Source organism: Kitasatospora sp. Ki12 (assembly GCF_054601375.1).
The window spans coordinates 2,099,457-2,113,349 of record NZ_BAAIHT010000002.1; the positions used below are offsets into that span (position 1 = coordinate 2,099,457).

Annotated in this window: 14 protein-coding genes; 8 read left to right on the forward strand and 6 right to left on the reverse strand. The window is 70.9% G+C overall.

What is annotated here, in order from left to right; translation table 11 throughout:
- Nucleotide 1 precedes the first annotated feature (1 nt).
- From ACYP53_RS26765 to ACYP53_RS26785, 5 genes are read right to left on the reverse strand one after another with little or no spacing between them, the layout of a single operon-like run.
- On the reverse strand, nucleotides 2-832 hold the full coding sequence (locus ACYP53_RS26765; RefSeq protein ID WP_459649275.1) for a hypothetical protein: 831 nt from the start codon (nucleotides 830-832) through the stop codon (nucleotides 2-4).
- A gap of 3 nt (nucleotides 833-835) precedes the next feature.
- Complete coding sequence (locus ACYP53_RS26770; RefSeq protein ID WP_459649276.1) at nucleotides 836-1,684, reverse strand: hypothetical protein; 849 nt, start codon at nucleotides 1,682-1,684, stop codon at nucleotides 836-838.
- The gene (locus ACYP53_RS26775; protein WP_459649277.1) at nucleotides 1,665-2,510 is read right to left on the reverse strand and encodes an aldo/keto reductase; all 846 of its coding nucleotides are present in this window, start codon (nucleotides 2,508-2,510) and stop codon (nucleotides 1,665-1,667) included. Before ACYP53_RS26775 ends, ACYP53_RS26770 begins: the two co-directional genes overlap by 20 nt.
- On the reverse strand, nucleotides 2,507-3,697 hold the full coding sequence (locus tag ACYP53_RS26780; protein ID WP_459649278.1) for a cupin domain-containing protein: 1,191 nt from the start codon (nucleotides 3,695-3,697) through the stop codon (nucleotides 2,507-2,509). The genes ACYP53_RS26775 and ACYP53_RS26780 overlap by 4 nt, the downstream gene beginning before the upstream one ends.
- A 13-nt stretch (nucleotides 3,698-3,710) precedes the next feature.
- On the reverse strand, nucleotides 3,711-3,851 hold the full coding sequence (locus ACYP53_RS26785; protein ID WP_459649279.1) for a hypothetical protein: 141 nt from the start codon (nucleotides 3,849-3,851) through the stop codon (nucleotides 3,711-3,713).
- A 253-nt stretch (nucleotides 3,852-4,104) separates the two neighbouring features.
- Between ACYP53_RS26785 and ACYP53_RS26790 the strand changes: the two genes are divergently transcribed.
- Nucleotides 4,105-5,142, forward strand: coding sequence for an NAD-dependent epimerase/dehydratase family protein (locus tag ACYP53_RS26790; RefSeq protein ID WP_459649280.1), 1,038 nt, complete (start codon nucleotides 4,105-4,107; stop codon nucleotides 5,140-5,142).
- A gap of 66 nt (nucleotides 5,143-5,208) precedes the next feature.
- Here the strand turns inward: ACYP53_RS26790 and ACYP53_RS26795 are convergent, their stop codons facing one another.
- A complete protein-coding gene (locus ACYP53_RS26795) occupies nucleotides 5,209-6,534 on the reverse strand; it encodes a DNA-binding protein (protein ID WP_459649281.1) in 1,326 nt (441 codons plus the stop codon).
- 374 nt (nucleotides 6,535-6,908) lie between these two features.
- Between ACYP53_RS26795 and ACYP53_RS26800 the strand changes: the two genes are divergently transcribed.
- The 7 genes from ACYP53_RS26800 (at nucleotide 6,909) to ACYP53_RS26830 (ending at nucleotide 13,881) form a co-directional block, all read left to right on the forward strand.
- Nucleotides 6,909-7,895 (forward strand): hypothetical protein, encoded by a 987-nt coding sequence (locus ACYP53_RS26800; protein WP_459649282.1) that lies wholly within the window; start codon nucleotides 6,909-6,911, stop codon nucleotides 7,893-7,895.
- Nucleotides 7,896-7,947: 52 nt separating this feature from the next.
- Nucleotides 7,948-9,447, forward strand: coding sequence for an amino acid permease (locus tag ACYP53_RS26805; protein ID WP_459649283.1), 1,500 nt, complete (start codon nucleotides 7,948-7,950; stop codon nucleotides 9,445-9,447).
- On the forward strand, nucleotides 9,444-10,880 hold the full coding sequence (locus ACYP53_RS26810; RefSeq protein WP_459649284.1) for a glutamine synthetase family protein: 1,437 nt from the start codon (nucleotides 9,444-9,446) through the stop codon (nucleotides 10,878-10,880). The genes ACYP53_RS26805 and ACYP53_RS26810 overlap by 4 nt, the downstream gene beginning before the upstream one ends.
- Before the next feature lie 99 nt (nucleotides 10,881-10,979).
- Nucleotides 10,980-12,488 (forward strand): glutamate ligase domain-containing protein, encoded by a 1,509-nt coding sequence (locus ACYP53_RS26815; RefSeq protein ID WP_459649285.1) that lies wholly within the window; start codon nucleotides 10,980-10,982, stop codon nucleotides 12,486-12,488.
- Between the two features lie 32 nt (nucleotides 12,489-12,520).
- Nucleotides 12,521-13,039: a helix-turn-helix transcriptional regulator gene (locus ACYP53_RS26820; protein ID WP_459649286.1), complete on the forward strand. Its 519-nt coding sequence runs from the start codon at nucleotides 12,521-12,523 to the stop codon at nucleotides 13,037-13,039.
- Nucleotides 13,036-13,281, forward strand: coding sequence for a hypothetical protein (locus tag ACYP53_RS26825; protein ID WP_459649287.1), 246 nt, complete (start codon nucleotides 13,036-13,038; stop codon nucleotides 13,279-13,281). The genes ACYP53_RS26820 and ACYP53_RS26825 overlap by 4 nt, the downstream gene beginning before the upstream one ends.
- Nucleotides 13,282-13,401: 120 nt before the next feature.
- On the forward strand, nucleotides 13,402-13,881 hold the full coding sequence (locus ACYP53_RS26830) for a hypothetical protein (RefSeq protein ID WP_459649288.1): 480 nt from the start codon (nucleotides 13,402-13,404) through the stop codon (nucleotides 13,879-13,881).
- Nucleotides 13,882-13,893: the final 12 nt, after the last annotated feature.

The following is a 13,893-nucleotide window of genomic DNA, read 5'->3' on the forward strand; positions in this document are numbered from 1 at the left end:
TTCAGTCCCCTTGAAGAACGTGGATCAGCCGCACGGCCTCCCGATGCGCCGGCCCAATTCGCGGGTCGTTCGGACCGGCCTGTGGCCCGACGATCTTCGCCAGCACGAACAGCTGCATCGCCATCCCGTCGCGGCTCTCAAGGTCTACCCGGCGCTCCCTGCGTACCCGGTCCGCGAGCGCCGGTGCGGCAAGCGAGGCGGCGTACAGCGACGCCGAGTCGAGTCCGCGTGGCGCCATTCCCCAGTCCTCCCAGTCGAACATGCAGAACCCACCAGGGCCGGTGACGTTCGCCCAGTTCAGGTCGGCGTGAGCAGGACACCACTGGTCCACCCGGATGTCGTGCGCCCCTGGAAAGGCGGCCTTGATTGTGTCGTCGACCAGCTGCTTCGTGATCCGTTCGGTGTCCGGGGCCGCCACCCGGGTCGTTCGTTGAAGGGCCAGCGCTGCCAGCGAGGCGTTCAGCGAGCGCCACCAATCGTCCGGCAGCTCCGGGTCGACGGTCACCACCGCGGCTCCAATCGGGAGTTCGGGCAGCAGCGAGGTCTCGTCCACGTGCCAGACCGCCTGGTCGTCCGGGTCCTGCCATGTCGCCGACCTATACCAGCGTGGCATCGCCACGCCGGGCAACACCGCTGCGGCTTCGAATCCGCCCCAGCCCTGTTCTCGTGCCCGCGCCCAGGGGCGGCGTTCGACCCGGGTCCAGCTGCCGCGGTCGGTGCCGGCTCCGACCGTCCGGCGCTTGCGCACCATGCTGCGCCGGTCCAGCCTCGTGCCGAGGCGCTGCTCCACCTGGTCCAGGACGTGATCGACGGGCTCCTGCCGGAGGTCCATGGTCTACCGGACGAGGCCGGCGTCGGTGCCCTGCGGTGGGGTGACGCCGGTCAGCTCACGTGCCTGGTCAGCGAGGAGCGGGGCGAGTTCCGGGTAGTGCCCGCGGTCAACGGCCTGGAGCATCTCTGCAATTGCGATGAGCTGACCCACGCGTCCGGCCGGGGTGTCGAGGATGTCGACGAACTCCGTGCGGATACGGTCCGCGACCTCGGGCACGAGGAGGCTGCTGACCCATAGGACCGCAGGGTCGTAGCCGGCCGGCACGAGACCCCAGCGTTCCCAGTCAAGGATCTTGAGCGGCCGGGCGGTCAGGTTGGCCCACTGGAGATCACCGTGCCCGGTGGTCCGCTCGATCTCGGCCGGGGCCGGGATGCCGAGGTACTTCGGGAAGACCTCGTCGACCCACGCCTGGCGCAGAGTGATCTTCGCGCCCGGTGCTTCCGCAATGGCGGCCAGCGCGTTCCGCAGCCCGGTCCACCAGCCGTCGTCCAGGCCGGGGTCTTCGCGAAGGTCCGGAGTCGAGGAGACCGCGGGACCCACCAGGTCGAAGACGTCGGCCTGGTAGAACCACCCGCCCTCGGTCCAGTCGAGAGTGTCGTGGAGTCGGGGGCGCGGGACGGAGGCAGGGACGAGCTGTTCAGCGCCGAGGGCGCCCTGGCCGGTCGGCCGGGGCGCCCTGCGGCCGCTGCTTCTGGAGACCCGCAGCCAGACGTTCACGGCCCGGCGGCCGACAGTGGTTCCGGAGGTGCCGAAGATCGGCGGTCCGGTGCACACCAGGCCGAGGAATCCGGCGGCCTTCTGGTGCGCTGCCGTCAGGTCGTGCCGGGTGTCGTCATCCGGCTGAAAGGACATCGAGCACCGTCCTGAGTCGTGCGTCGGGGATCGGCTGGGCGAGAGCGCCCCGGGCATCCTCCCAGTGCTGGAGGGTGCTGGTCGAGGTGAGGACGACGTCCAGCGCGGGGCAGGCACCGATGAGCTGGAACGCCGCGGTGTGCGGGGTCGATCCCGGCTGGATGAGGTTCACCAGTTCGGGTGTCATCAGGCCCGGCAGTTCGCCTCCGTGCAGGGGGGCGGAGGCGAACGTCATGATCCCGGCGTCGCGAGCGTGGACGAGTGGCCCAGCTCCATCGAGGGCCTGGGCGATGGGCTCGGCCATGACGAGGCTGACCGGCAGCTGGACGCCAGCGAGGTGGTGGCTCGCCGACCCGGCTGCTTCGCTGGCCAGCGCGATCAGTTCGGCGACGGTGAACGCCTGGTTAGTGAAGCCGGCCCAGGTGGCGACGCCGTACCCCCCGATACGGCCGGCCTGCGCGAACTCCTCCAGCACAGCGAACGCGGCGCGGAGGTTGTGATGCAGCTGCTGCCGGTCGTGGTCGGACCGTTCGGGGTTGTGGACGAAGACGATGTCGGCACGACCGAGGACGGCGAGCGATTCCTCGGTCTGGGTGCGGACGTCCACGGGGGCGATGCTGTGGCTGCCGTCCGGGTAGAAGCCGGTCTTCGTCGTCACCTTGGCGGTCAGGTGATCGGCGAGCACCGGGGCGAGGTTGCGGTGTGCCCGGCCGTGGCCGTAGTTGGGGGCGGTGTCGATCCACTTCGCCCCGGCCGTGAGGGCGATGCGCGCCGCTTCGCCGGCGGCGCGCACCCGGTAGGTCCCCAGGCCGAGTTCCGGGTTCACCGGCCAGCCTCGACCACAGCGATGGCCTGGCCTTGGACAAGGACGGTGAGGACGCTGGCCACGTCCTTGACCTCAAGGCCGGCGGCTTCGGCGAGTTCCCCGATGCTGACCGCTTCTCCGATCAGCAGGGTTTGGAGGGCGGGCTCGATCCGCTCGGAGAAGTCCCATGCGGTTCCGGCGGCGGACAGGGTGACGGTCCGGGCGGTGGGGTCGCTGGTGAGTTCGGCGCGAGGGGCGGTGATCCGCACCTTGATCTCCGGGTCCGCGGGGAGGGTGTCCACGAAGGGCAGGGACGGGGCCGGCCGCCCGAAGTGGGTGGTGCCCGAGGCTGTGGCCCAGCGGTCGATCAGGTCAGGGTCCGACAGCGCGGTGAGCACCGCAGCCCTCAGATCGGCCAGGTAGGCGACCTTCTCGTCCGCTCCGGCGTGGAGCGGCACGTCCTTCCGCACGGTGGGGCTCTCGTGCAGCTCGTCCACCAGCCAGCCCAGGAGCATGGCGCTGGTCTGGGCTACGAGTCCGAACGTGAGGTGCAGCGACTCGCTGCCTTGGTCAGCAGTGACGCTGTGCCACCAGCCGCGCGGCAGGTACAGGAGGTCGCCCGGGTGGAGGACGACGTCCGCGACCGGTTCGCCCTCGGGTTCCTCCGGGGAGTCCACGTCGCGGAAGGTCGGGGCCTGCCTGGTCGGCTCCCACAGACGCCAGCGCTTCGCCCCGTACTGCTGGACCACGACCACGTCGTGGTCGTCCCAATGCCGGCCGAAGCCCTCCTTCTCCGTCCAGGAAGCGTAGAGGTTGGTCTGCACGGGCGTGCCGATGAAGCGCTCCAACGCTTCGGCGGCGGTGCGGATCGGCGGGTGGATCTCGTCGATCGCATCCACCACGAGCGAGGCGCCCTCGGCGAGCTGAGCGTGGAGCTGCGCGGGGTGCAGCCGGTTCCAGGTCACCCCACGCCGGTTGGTCGCCGGGGTCGAGTACCGGCCGACGGGAACGGTCTGCCCGTCCATCGACAGCCGAAGCCGCGGCGGGCCGATGCGGTGGGTGGCGAGGATGGTGTTCAGGTCGTCCCAGGACAGGAGAGGCGCGGTGTCGGTGCTCCCGGCAGGGATCACGGCGTAGGAGCGGTGGAGCGCCTGGGTGAGGAACTGGTCCCCACCCAGGCGCACCGCCCACGAGGCGGTCTTATGCATCGTGGGCGGTCTCTCAGGTGTCGTTCTGGTCGGACTTGCCGCCCGTGTTGTCGGACGGCACGTCGGACCGCGAACGCGCGGCCTGGATGTTGTGGACGCCGACCAGCAGGCCGCCCTCCTCCTCCGGCTGGACCGCGGATGCGATGCTCTCCATCGGATCTCCTCTCCTCCTGGCGCTGCTCGGCCGTTCCGGGGACCGGAAGGTGTCGCAGCGGCTGAGTGCCCCAGTGTTCCGAGCGGGGCGTGGCAGGGCCATGTCGTCCGGCTGTCATCTCGCGGGTTGATTCGCACGCAGGTGTCATCGGGGTGTCATCTTCACGACGATCACGGCCACGAGCTGCGGCGCCTCGGCTTCGCTAGTACGACAGGGTGGCCAACGAGCCCCCGTCCTGGGCAGGATTCCGGGTATGGACATCTTGGTGATCGGCGGAGGCTGGTTTCTGGGCACGGCCGTGATTGAGGAGGCGCTGGGGCGCGGCTGGGGCGTGACGACGTTCAACCGAGGGCGATCCGGCACGCTCCTGCCCGGCGTGCGGCACGTCATAGGCGACCGTACGTCGGTCGAGGACCTGGCCCGGCTGGCCGCACAGGGGCCGTGGGATGCAGTGATCGACACGTCGGCTGCCGAGCAGCCGCCGAACGTGGTGCTCGCTGGGACGAGGGCGCTGGAGAGCGCCACCGAGCGCTACGTCTACATCTCGACGGTGTCGGTGTACGCCGGCTGGCCGGACCACCCGCTCAAGGTGGGCGATCAGGTGCTGGACGGGCCCGCCGACGCCGATCGCGAGTACGGCAGGAACCCCGAGGGCTGGCGAGGGCCCAATCTGCACTACGGGCGGCAGAAGGCCGGCACCGAGCGGGCAGTGGTCGAGACCTTCGGCGCGGAGCGGTCCTGTCTGGTTCGTCCCGGTGTGATCCTCGGGCCCCGCGAGTACGTCGGCCGGCTCCCGTGGTGGCTCCGGAGGGCCGAGCGCGGCGGTCAGATCCTTGCGCCCGGATCGGCGAGCAAGACCATCCAACCGGTCGACGTCCGCGACGTCGCGCGCTTCGCCGTCGATCTCGCTGAACGGCCCGGAGGGGGCGTCTACAACGCCACCGCGCCGATCGGCCGGGACACGATGAGCAGTTTCCTGGGGGCCTGTCTCACGGTGACAGGCGGCAAGGGAGAGCTTCGGTGGGTCCCGGATGAGGTGCTGCTGGAGCACGGCATCCGGCAGTGGACGGAAGTGCCGCTGTGGCGGACAGGCGAGGGCGTCTGGCGGGTCGACTCCGAACCGGCGTACGCAGCCGGGTTCCGGTGCCGGCCGTTGGAGGAGACGGTTCGGGACACCTGGGAGTGGCTCCAGGCTGGCAATGCCCCGGTCCCGCACCCGCGGGCAGCCGCTCTCGGAATCGACGCGGACCGGGAACGGGCGATTCTGGCGGCTGCCGGTTCTCTTCGCTGAGCAGGATGCGACGGTCGGGGTGACCGCCATGGTGACGGTCGCCCCGTCCGTCGCGGTTGTGTTGTCCTACTCGATGGCCAGCCGCGCGGCGGCACCCCCGAACTGTCGCGGGGCCGCGACTCGGGTGTACTCCTCCAGTCCCTCTCGAAGGGTGGCAGCGACCGGTGATGTCCGGACGGACTCGGTGGTGAGCAGCTTGCCGACGTGGACGACCCTCTCGACGAGGCCCTTGGCGCGCCGGTCGGGTGCAAGGTCTGCGATGGGCTTGAGGACTTCGGCTGCTTCCTCCACCTCACCGTTGAGGATCAACGCTGCGGCGAGGTCCGTCCTGGCTTCGGCGTCGATCCGGGGAATCCTCTGCCCAACAGGCAGGCTGGCTTGCAGCTCCAGCACCCGTCGGGTGTGCTCCAGCGCGCTGGCGCCATCACGCAGGAGCACGAACGTGGTGCCGTGCGACCGGGCGAGCCGGTCCGGACCGTGTAGGAACTCGCCGGCCACATCGTCGTGGAGGTCGTCTCGTTCGAGGGTGTCCACGTCGAGGAAGCGCGCGACCGCCGCTGCGGCTCTGCGCTGGTCGCCGAGGTGCCCATAGGCTCTGGCTTCGATCGAAGCGATGCGTGCTTGGCCGGCCGTACCGACACCGGGGAACGACTGCGCCTGCCGGATGAAGCGGATCGCCTCACCAGGCCGCCCTTCCCAGTAGGCGAACATGCCGAGCGTGCCGGCTGCGAACGCGGCCAGCGGGGTGAAGCGGGTGACCTCGGCGTACATGCCCGCGGAACGGGCGAGCCGATTTGCCTCGCCAAGGGCCCCGAGTCCGAAGGCGGCCAGGGCGAGCAACGCCGTCGTCTGGCCGATCGCGATCAGCAGCAGCTGCTTCTGCTCGGGAATGTGGGTGCGATCCAGAAGACCTTCGGCGTTCGTCCGAAGCTTCCGGGCTTCGCGGAGCACCTCGAAGGGTGACCGATTGTTGTAGGTGCGGGCGAGGTGGCGAACGTCGTACTGGACCTGGTCGATGGACAGGTCTGAGAGAAAGGCGGACGCCACGGAAGCGGCGTGGTCGGATGCTTCGCGTGCGGTCATCGCGAGCTCTCTTTCGAGGTCTTGCTGGGTAACTGCCGCAGGATCTCCCTCACTCGGCGGCGCGAGGAGGTCTGCGATCGTCCTGTCGAACATGTGCTGGATCGTCTGGGTGAAGACGGAGGTCGGTCGGCTCACCGTCCCGGCGGTCCAGCGCCGGTACGTCGCCTCCGACATGTCCAGGTCGCGAAACCGTGGGTCCTTGAGGGTGCGGGCCAATTCGTTGCCGGCGCTTTTCAGTTCCCTGTGGAAGTCCGGGAATTCCCATCCCGCCTTCTCAACCAGAGCACCCAGTAGCGTCTTACTCGCCATTCCGCATTGCCTCCGCCCCCTGTGGTCTCGACCCCGGCCCAGCCGCCACCTGCGCGCGGAGGACCTGGTCCAGCCATACCCGACAAGAGCGCTTCTCAGAGCTGTATCTGACGAGATGACACCTCGATGACAGGGTGATGGCTACGCAAGGCGTCAGATGACACCCGGGTGTCGTAGCGCTGTTTCGGCCAGGACGCGACAGTAGGTGACCGATCACTTAATCGCAGTCCGCGAAGTGAGCGAGTCATTTCTCGCTCGTCTTCCCGACCGCCGGCTGCGCCCAGCTGCCCGCCGAGCTTCACGCCGACGTGCTCGGGCCCCCGCAGACAGTAGGCGGATTGAAGTCCCGGCGGACCATGAAGGGGGAACAGGTCATGCCACCCGCGCCCAATGCCGGTGCACAGCCCAGGCCGGCTTATCACCCTGCTGGGTTCGACGATGCGCTCCGGACCGCGGTGGACGACCTGCGGGCCGGACGCTGGTTGTCGACGCAGCGGCTGCTGGCCTCGACGCAGAACGTCGGCCTGCGGACGTCTCGGACGCAGGTGTTGGCGCTGGTCGCGGCGCGGTCGACGGTGCTCACCGAGTGGGGGCTCGAGGAGCCGGACGACCCCGGGCTCGCCATCTTGCGCACCAGGGTGATGGTCGAGCACGCCCTGGCCGCAGCCGAGGCCGGCTCGCCGAAGGCCGAGCCCTTGGAACAGGAGGCCCGCGAGTCGTGCCAGGCCGCCGCCGAGGCGGTTCGCTCGGACCCTGTGCCGTGGGTGTGCTTGCTCGCCCTGGCGGTGCTGGATCGCGCCAAGAACCGCCCCGAGCACCAGGATCGCTCGTCGGACCCGATGCTGCCGCGCGGCCCGTGGGGGCTGCTCGACGAGGCGCTCATGCGCGATCCGGGCAATCGGGAGGCCCACCATCGCATGCTCCGCTACTGGCTCCACGTCTACCGGCCGGCGGCTTCCGACTTCGTTCACCTCGCCATGTCGAAGGCTCCGGCGGGATCGCCGCTCGCCGCTCTGCCGCTGTACCTGTCGGTCGATCACTACCGCAACGAGCCGAGGCGCACCGCGGTCGTGCTCCGGCAATGGCTCCGGGAGCCCCACTTCTCCCGCGCTCGGCGCGCGTTCGAGAGCTGGTCCATGGCGGCGCCGGGGTCGTGGCCGGTCGTCGATCTCAGCCATCTCGCCCACGCTCTGTGGGCGTCCGCCCAGATGGGCGCCGCCGTACAGGTGTTCAGCGCGCTGGGCCAGTTCGCGTCCAAGGCGCCGTGGGCCCATGTCGCCGATTCCCCGGACCAGGCAGAGGCCCTGCTGCTGACCGCCCGGGACCAGGCGCTTGCCGGCCGCGCGACCGCTCTGGCCTAACCCGGCCACTCCCGTTCCCACCACCCGACTTGCCGCACGGAGGTTGTCCCCGATGTCCCCTGCCCAGGCAGCAGCACCGACCGACGAGGAACGGCTGCGCCAGCTCGGCTACCAGCCCAAACTGCGCCGCAGAATGGGCGAGTTCGGCAACTTCGCCAGCTCCTTCTCCGTCATCAGCATCCTGTCCGGATGTATGACGATGCTCGCGTTCGGCCTGAACACCGGCGGACCGGCGGTGATCATCTGGGGCTGGATCGGCGTCGGTGGCCTGGTCATGCTCGTCGGCCTCGCCCTCGCCGAGGTCACCAGCGCCTACCCGACCAGTGGGGCGCTGTACTTCATGGCCCACCAGCTCGGCGGCCCCCGGTGGGGCTGGATGACCGGCTGGCTCAACCTGCTCGGGCTGGTGGGCGGCATCTGCGGCATCGACTACGGCGCGGCCAGCTTCGTCAGCGCCTTCCTCAACATGCAGTTCGGGTACTCGCCGACGCCTGCCGGGCTGTTCGGGATCTTCGCCGCGATCCTGCTGCTCCACGCGGTGCTGAACCTGCGGGGCGTGCGGCTGGTGTCGGTGCTCAACGGCATCTCGGTGTGGTGGCACATCGGCGGCGTCGTGCTGATCGTCGGAGCGCTCGCGCTCGTGCCCGCCCAACACCGGGACCTCAGCTGGGTGGTCGGGCACTTCGTCAACAACACCGGTTGGAGCAACCCGATCTACGTGAGCGCGGTCGGGCTGCTGCTCGCCCAGTACACCTTCTCGGGCTACGACGCCTCCGCACACATGAGCGAGGAGACCACCAAGGCGTCCGTGTCGGCGCCCCGCGGGATCGTCCGCTCGATCTGGGTTAGCTGGATCGCCGGCGCCGTCCTGCTGGCGGGCATGTTGTTCGCCGTCCAGGACTACGACAGTGTCCTCAGCTCGCCCACCGGCGTGCCGCCCGCGCAGATCTTCATCGACGCACTCGGGACAACCGGGGCGAAGGTGCTCTTGGCCGTGGTGATCGTGGCGCAGGTGTTCTGCGGCAACGCGGAGACGGCCGCGGCGTCGAGGATGGTGTTCGCGTTCTCCCGGGACGGCGCGCTTCCCGGGTCGGCTCTGTGGAGCCGGGTGTCGGAGCGCACCGGGACGCCGGTGGCCGGGGTGTGGCTCTCGCTCGGGGCGGCGCTGCTGCTCGCGCTGCCGTCGCTGTACAGCGCGACCGCGTACGGCGCGGTGACCGCGGTCAACGTGGTGGGGATGACGCCGGCGTACGCGGTGCCGATCTACCTCCGGCTGCGCAAGGGCCGCCGCTTCAGGCCCGGTCCGTGGAATCTGGGTCGCCGGGGGCCGGTGATCGGGTGGATCGCGGTGGGCTGGGTGGCCGTGGTGAGCGTGCTGGTGTGCCTGCCACAGTCCTCGCCGGTGACGGTCGACACCTTCAACTACGCGCCCGTGGCGCTCGGGGTGGTGCTGCTGCTGGCCTGGGCGTGGTGGCTCAAGGCCGGGCGCTCGTACGCGCCGCCGGTCCAGCAGTCGGCCGAGCTGGTCGAGCTGACCGAGGAGGTCGTGTGACCAGCCGCCGACGCCCGGGAAGTCGGGCCACGATGCGGGCCGCCCGGTACCGCGCCGCCGGCAATTCTCCGGTGGCGGCCTCGCCCGCCGGGCCGCTGCACCACCTGGTGGACTCCTTCGGCATCACGACGGTGCTGCTGGCGGCTGTCGACGTGCAGGGCCGTCTCAAGGGCAAGGAGTTCGACGCGGCCTCGCTGGTGGATCGGCTGCGCTCGGGTGGGCTCTCGCCGGAGATGTGCGGGTACGTGCTCGGTACTGACTTGGGGATGACCGCTGCGCGCAGCGGGTCGTTCTCGTGGGAGTCCGGTTTCGGGGACGTCGCGCTGCTGCCCGACTACCAGCACGCCCGCGTCCTGCCCTGGCTGCCGTCCACCGCCCTGATGCTCGCGGAGCCGATCAGCATGGGCCTGCCGCACCCGCTCGCCCCGGACAGCGTGCTCGACGAGCAGCAGCAGCGCCTCGCCGGCCTCGGGCTGACTGCGAAGGTAGGGGTGGAGACGGAGTTCGTCCTCTTCGAGGGCACCGCCCGGGACGCGGCGGCGGCCGGCTTCCGCGGACTTCGCCCCGCCGTCTGGGACAACCGCGACTACGCCCTCGACCAGCCGCTGCCGGTAAGGGAGTTCAGCAGGCGTCTTCGGCAGGGCCTCGCCGACGCCGGCCTTCCCGTCGAGGCCGCGAAAGGCGAGGGCGCGCCGGGCCAGGTCGAAGTCACCTTCCCCTACGGGGCGGTGACGACAGCGTGCGAGCAGCACGTGCTGTTCAAGCACGCCGCGAAAACCGTCGCGGACGAGCAGGGCATGGCGGCGTCGTTCATGGCGGCCCTGCCGGGTGGGGTCGGCAGCGGTATGCACCTGCACGTCTCACTGCACGACGTCGACGACCAGCCGGTCCTGCTGGCCGGCCGCGAGTACGGCAGCGGCTTGTCGGAGCTGGGTGAGCAGGCAGTGGCCGGACTCCTGACGGCCCTTCCCGCCCTCGGCCCGCTGTGGGCGCCGTACGTGAACAGCTACAAGCGCCTGCGGGACCACTCCTTCGCCCCTACCCGCCTCACCTGGGGACGGGACAACAGGTCGTGCGCGGTTCGGGTGGTCGGTCACGGCCGCAGCCTGCGCATGGAGGTGCGGCTCCCCGGTGCCGACGCCAACCCCTACCTGGCGCTGGCTGCGGTCCTGGCCGGAATCCGGCACGGCATCGAGGCCGGACTCAAGCCCCCTGCAGCCACCCGCGGCGACGCCTACCTGAACCGCGAGGCCGATCCCGTGCCGCAGTCACTGGCCGAGGCCGTTTCCGCGTTCGAGACCAGCCCGCTGGCCGGCGAGCTGCTCGACGAGCACGTCGTCGCCCACCTGGCCGCCGTCGCCCGCCTGGACCTGGACCACCACGCCGCCGCCGTGAGCGATGTCGAGCTGGAGCGCGGTCTCACCCAGGCATGAGCCCCGGGCCGGTCGCGGCGCCAAACCCCCGAGACCCGCGACCGGCCCGGTTCCAACCCCCACTTCTCTGTCCCCGACCCCGCTGAGGAAGCCCTTCCTATGGACACCACCACCCGCCCTCCAACTCGTACGGGCCCGCGACCCACCGGGGCCGATCTGCTGACCCGGGCCCACCTGGTCGACGCCACCGCACCCGGCATGGAGGGCCTTGCGCTGTGGCTGGCCACGCGCCAGCTCGACATCACCGCGAGCATCACCCAAGCCGAGCAGGACAGCCCGGCCGCCACCCGGCTGCGCACGGCCGGCGTGAAGGTCGTCGCTGGCTTCGACGCCGAGCACGTCCAGGCCGACCGAAGCGCCGTGGTGTGGTCCGGCGCGACGACGGCCCCGCTCCCGGAACTCGACCAGGCCCAGGCCCTGGGGCTGCCTGTGCTCACGCGCGCGCTCGCGCTCACCACGCTGACCGGGGAATACGGCGACCCGCTGGTGGCCGTCTACGGCAGCCACGACACCGCCACCGCGGCGGCGGCCCTGGCCGCTGTCCTCGACGACGGACGCACCTCCTGGATTCTCACCGCTGCGACCCAGGGCGGCGTTCCCGGACAGGGCATCCACGGCCAGCGCCTGGTCGTGGACCTGTGCCCGGACGCCGGCACGCACGAGGCCGCCTCCTGGAGCTGCCTCCCGCACGGCCCTCAGCCCGTCCGCAGGGCGACCCTGGCCGCGACGCTGATCACCGCCGCCGCGATGAACGCCCCGCACTTCACGGACACCATCGAGGCTCTGGACGCCGCCACCGCCCTCGCCCGCGCCTCCGCCACGGTGGTACTGCCACTGTGGGACAAGGGTGCCAAGATCGTGCACGAGCGGCTCAGCGACCGCCCCGGCCCCGCCGTGGTCACGGTCGGCCTGGAGGAGAGCGCCGACGTGTGGGTCCTCCCGCCCCGCTGGCTCGGCACCGAGTACCTCCTGTCCCTCCACCACCAGGGGGAGCGGCACCAGTTCACCGTGCCGGTCGCCGGCCGTCACCACGCCCTGGCGGTGTGCGCAGCCATCGCTACGGCCCTCGTCGTCGGGGAGGACCCGCAGGCCGTCGCCCAGCGCGCCGGCGGCTTCCGCGGGGTGGACCGGTCGCTGGCTGTGCTCGGCGCTCAGGCCGGCGTCACCGTCGTCGACTCCCGTGCCCGGCACCCGCGCGAGATCGCGCAGGACGTCACGGCCGCTCGGATGCTCACCGAGGGCTCGGTGGTCGTCGTTCTGGAACCGGACGGCGTCGCCCGCACCCGCGCGCACGCCGCAGAGATCGGTGCCGCCCTCGGCGATGCCGATCACGCGGTGCTGCTGCCGGTCAGCACCCCGCTGAGCGAGGCCGCCGGGCCCGACCCGCTGGAGGCCGTCGAGCAGGCCGCTCTTCACAGGCTCGGACAGGGCGCGGTCCACCGCATCCGCCTCGGGCCGTGCGAACCCGCCCAGGAGCAGCGGATCGTCGAGGTGGCCGCCGAGGGCGACCTCGTCCTGGTCGTCGGCACCGGCGAGGCCGAGCGGCTCGGTCCGAGGCTGCTGTTCCACCTCGCTGCCCCCGGCATGCCGATCCCTCAGCAGCTGTGACCCGCCCACACCATCCCGCTGGAGACGCCGCCGTGGCCATCGGTCCCCTGCCCGCCCTCACTGCCTCCGAGCGCCGGCTGGTCGTCCTGGTCGCCTCCGACGCCAGTCACGAACAGATCGCGGCCGACCCCGAGACGAGGCTGCAACGGGACGACGTCCGCAGCGCGATCGAGGTGCTGCTCGTCACGACCGGCACCCGCACTGTGCTGCACCTCGCTGCCTGGGCCACCGCCCACCGGATTGTCACCCAGCCGGTGCACCCCAGCGGGGCGCTGACCATCAACCCTCAGCTGGCTCCGCGGTTGTTGCAGATCCTGCGCGGCTGGGCGGGCGGGCGCAGTACGCCCGAGCTGACCGCCGACTTCGGCATCGCGCCGAGCACGATGCGTACCTACTCCAAGAGCCTGCTCAGCCAGTTGAACGTCGACTCCCAGCCTCAGGCCGTCGTCGTCGGCGTCCTCGCCCAGCTGGTCTGGCTGAACTGCATCGACCCCGCATGGCCGGCCGGTCCGCTCGTTCCCACCGCAGAACCGCAGGCGGTGGCCCCGTGAGCGCTCAACGGGGCATCGGGCGCATCGGTCTCGCCGTGCTCTGCTTCCTGCTCGGCGTTCTGGTCGGAGGCGGCGCCATCTACCTGCTGGATCATCGCGCCGCCTTCAGACAGCCTCTCTACCTGGGCACCTTCGTCGTCGTCGCCCTGTGCACTCTCGGCGTGGCCGACCGCTTGGTGGGCCACCGCCAGCCACCCCCGAACGACCCGGATCGTCCTGGCGACCGCCGCCGGTCCGGCTGAACAGCACAACCGCAGCAACCCATGGCGGCCGTTCGGGCCAGGGCCGCACCCCTTCGAGCTCAGAGAACAGATGATCATCCTCACCGTCCTCCACGGACCTACTCCCTCCGGCGGCGCCCGGTGAACCTTCGATACGTCGAGGCACCGCAGCCGTACGAGCGGGACGGCCGCCCGGCCGTGTTCCTCGCCGGAGCAACCGTCGGCTGCCCGGACTGGCAGAGCGAAGCGGTCGACCTGTTCGCGACCGCGGGCTTCGACGGCACGGTGCTCAACCCCCGGCCGTCGCGCAACCCGACCGTCGATCCCTACGTCGCGTGGCAGCCGTTCGGCTGGCAGGACCGCAACATCCGGCGCACCGACGTCGTCCTGTTCTGGAACCCGATCGGCCACGTGCGCGTGCACGACTGCTACGAGGCCGGCCTGTTCTCCCCGTACGGCGGGACGGTTGTCGTCGGCTGCGACCCGGCCGACCCCGTTCAGCGGGCCAACCGCGTGCTGCTCGCGACCCTCATGCCGTGGTTGCCGGTAGCCGACACGCTCGCCGACACCGTCGCCGCCGCACTCGCCGCGCTCGCGACCCCTGCCCCCGCACCTCGCTGACCACCCACCCAC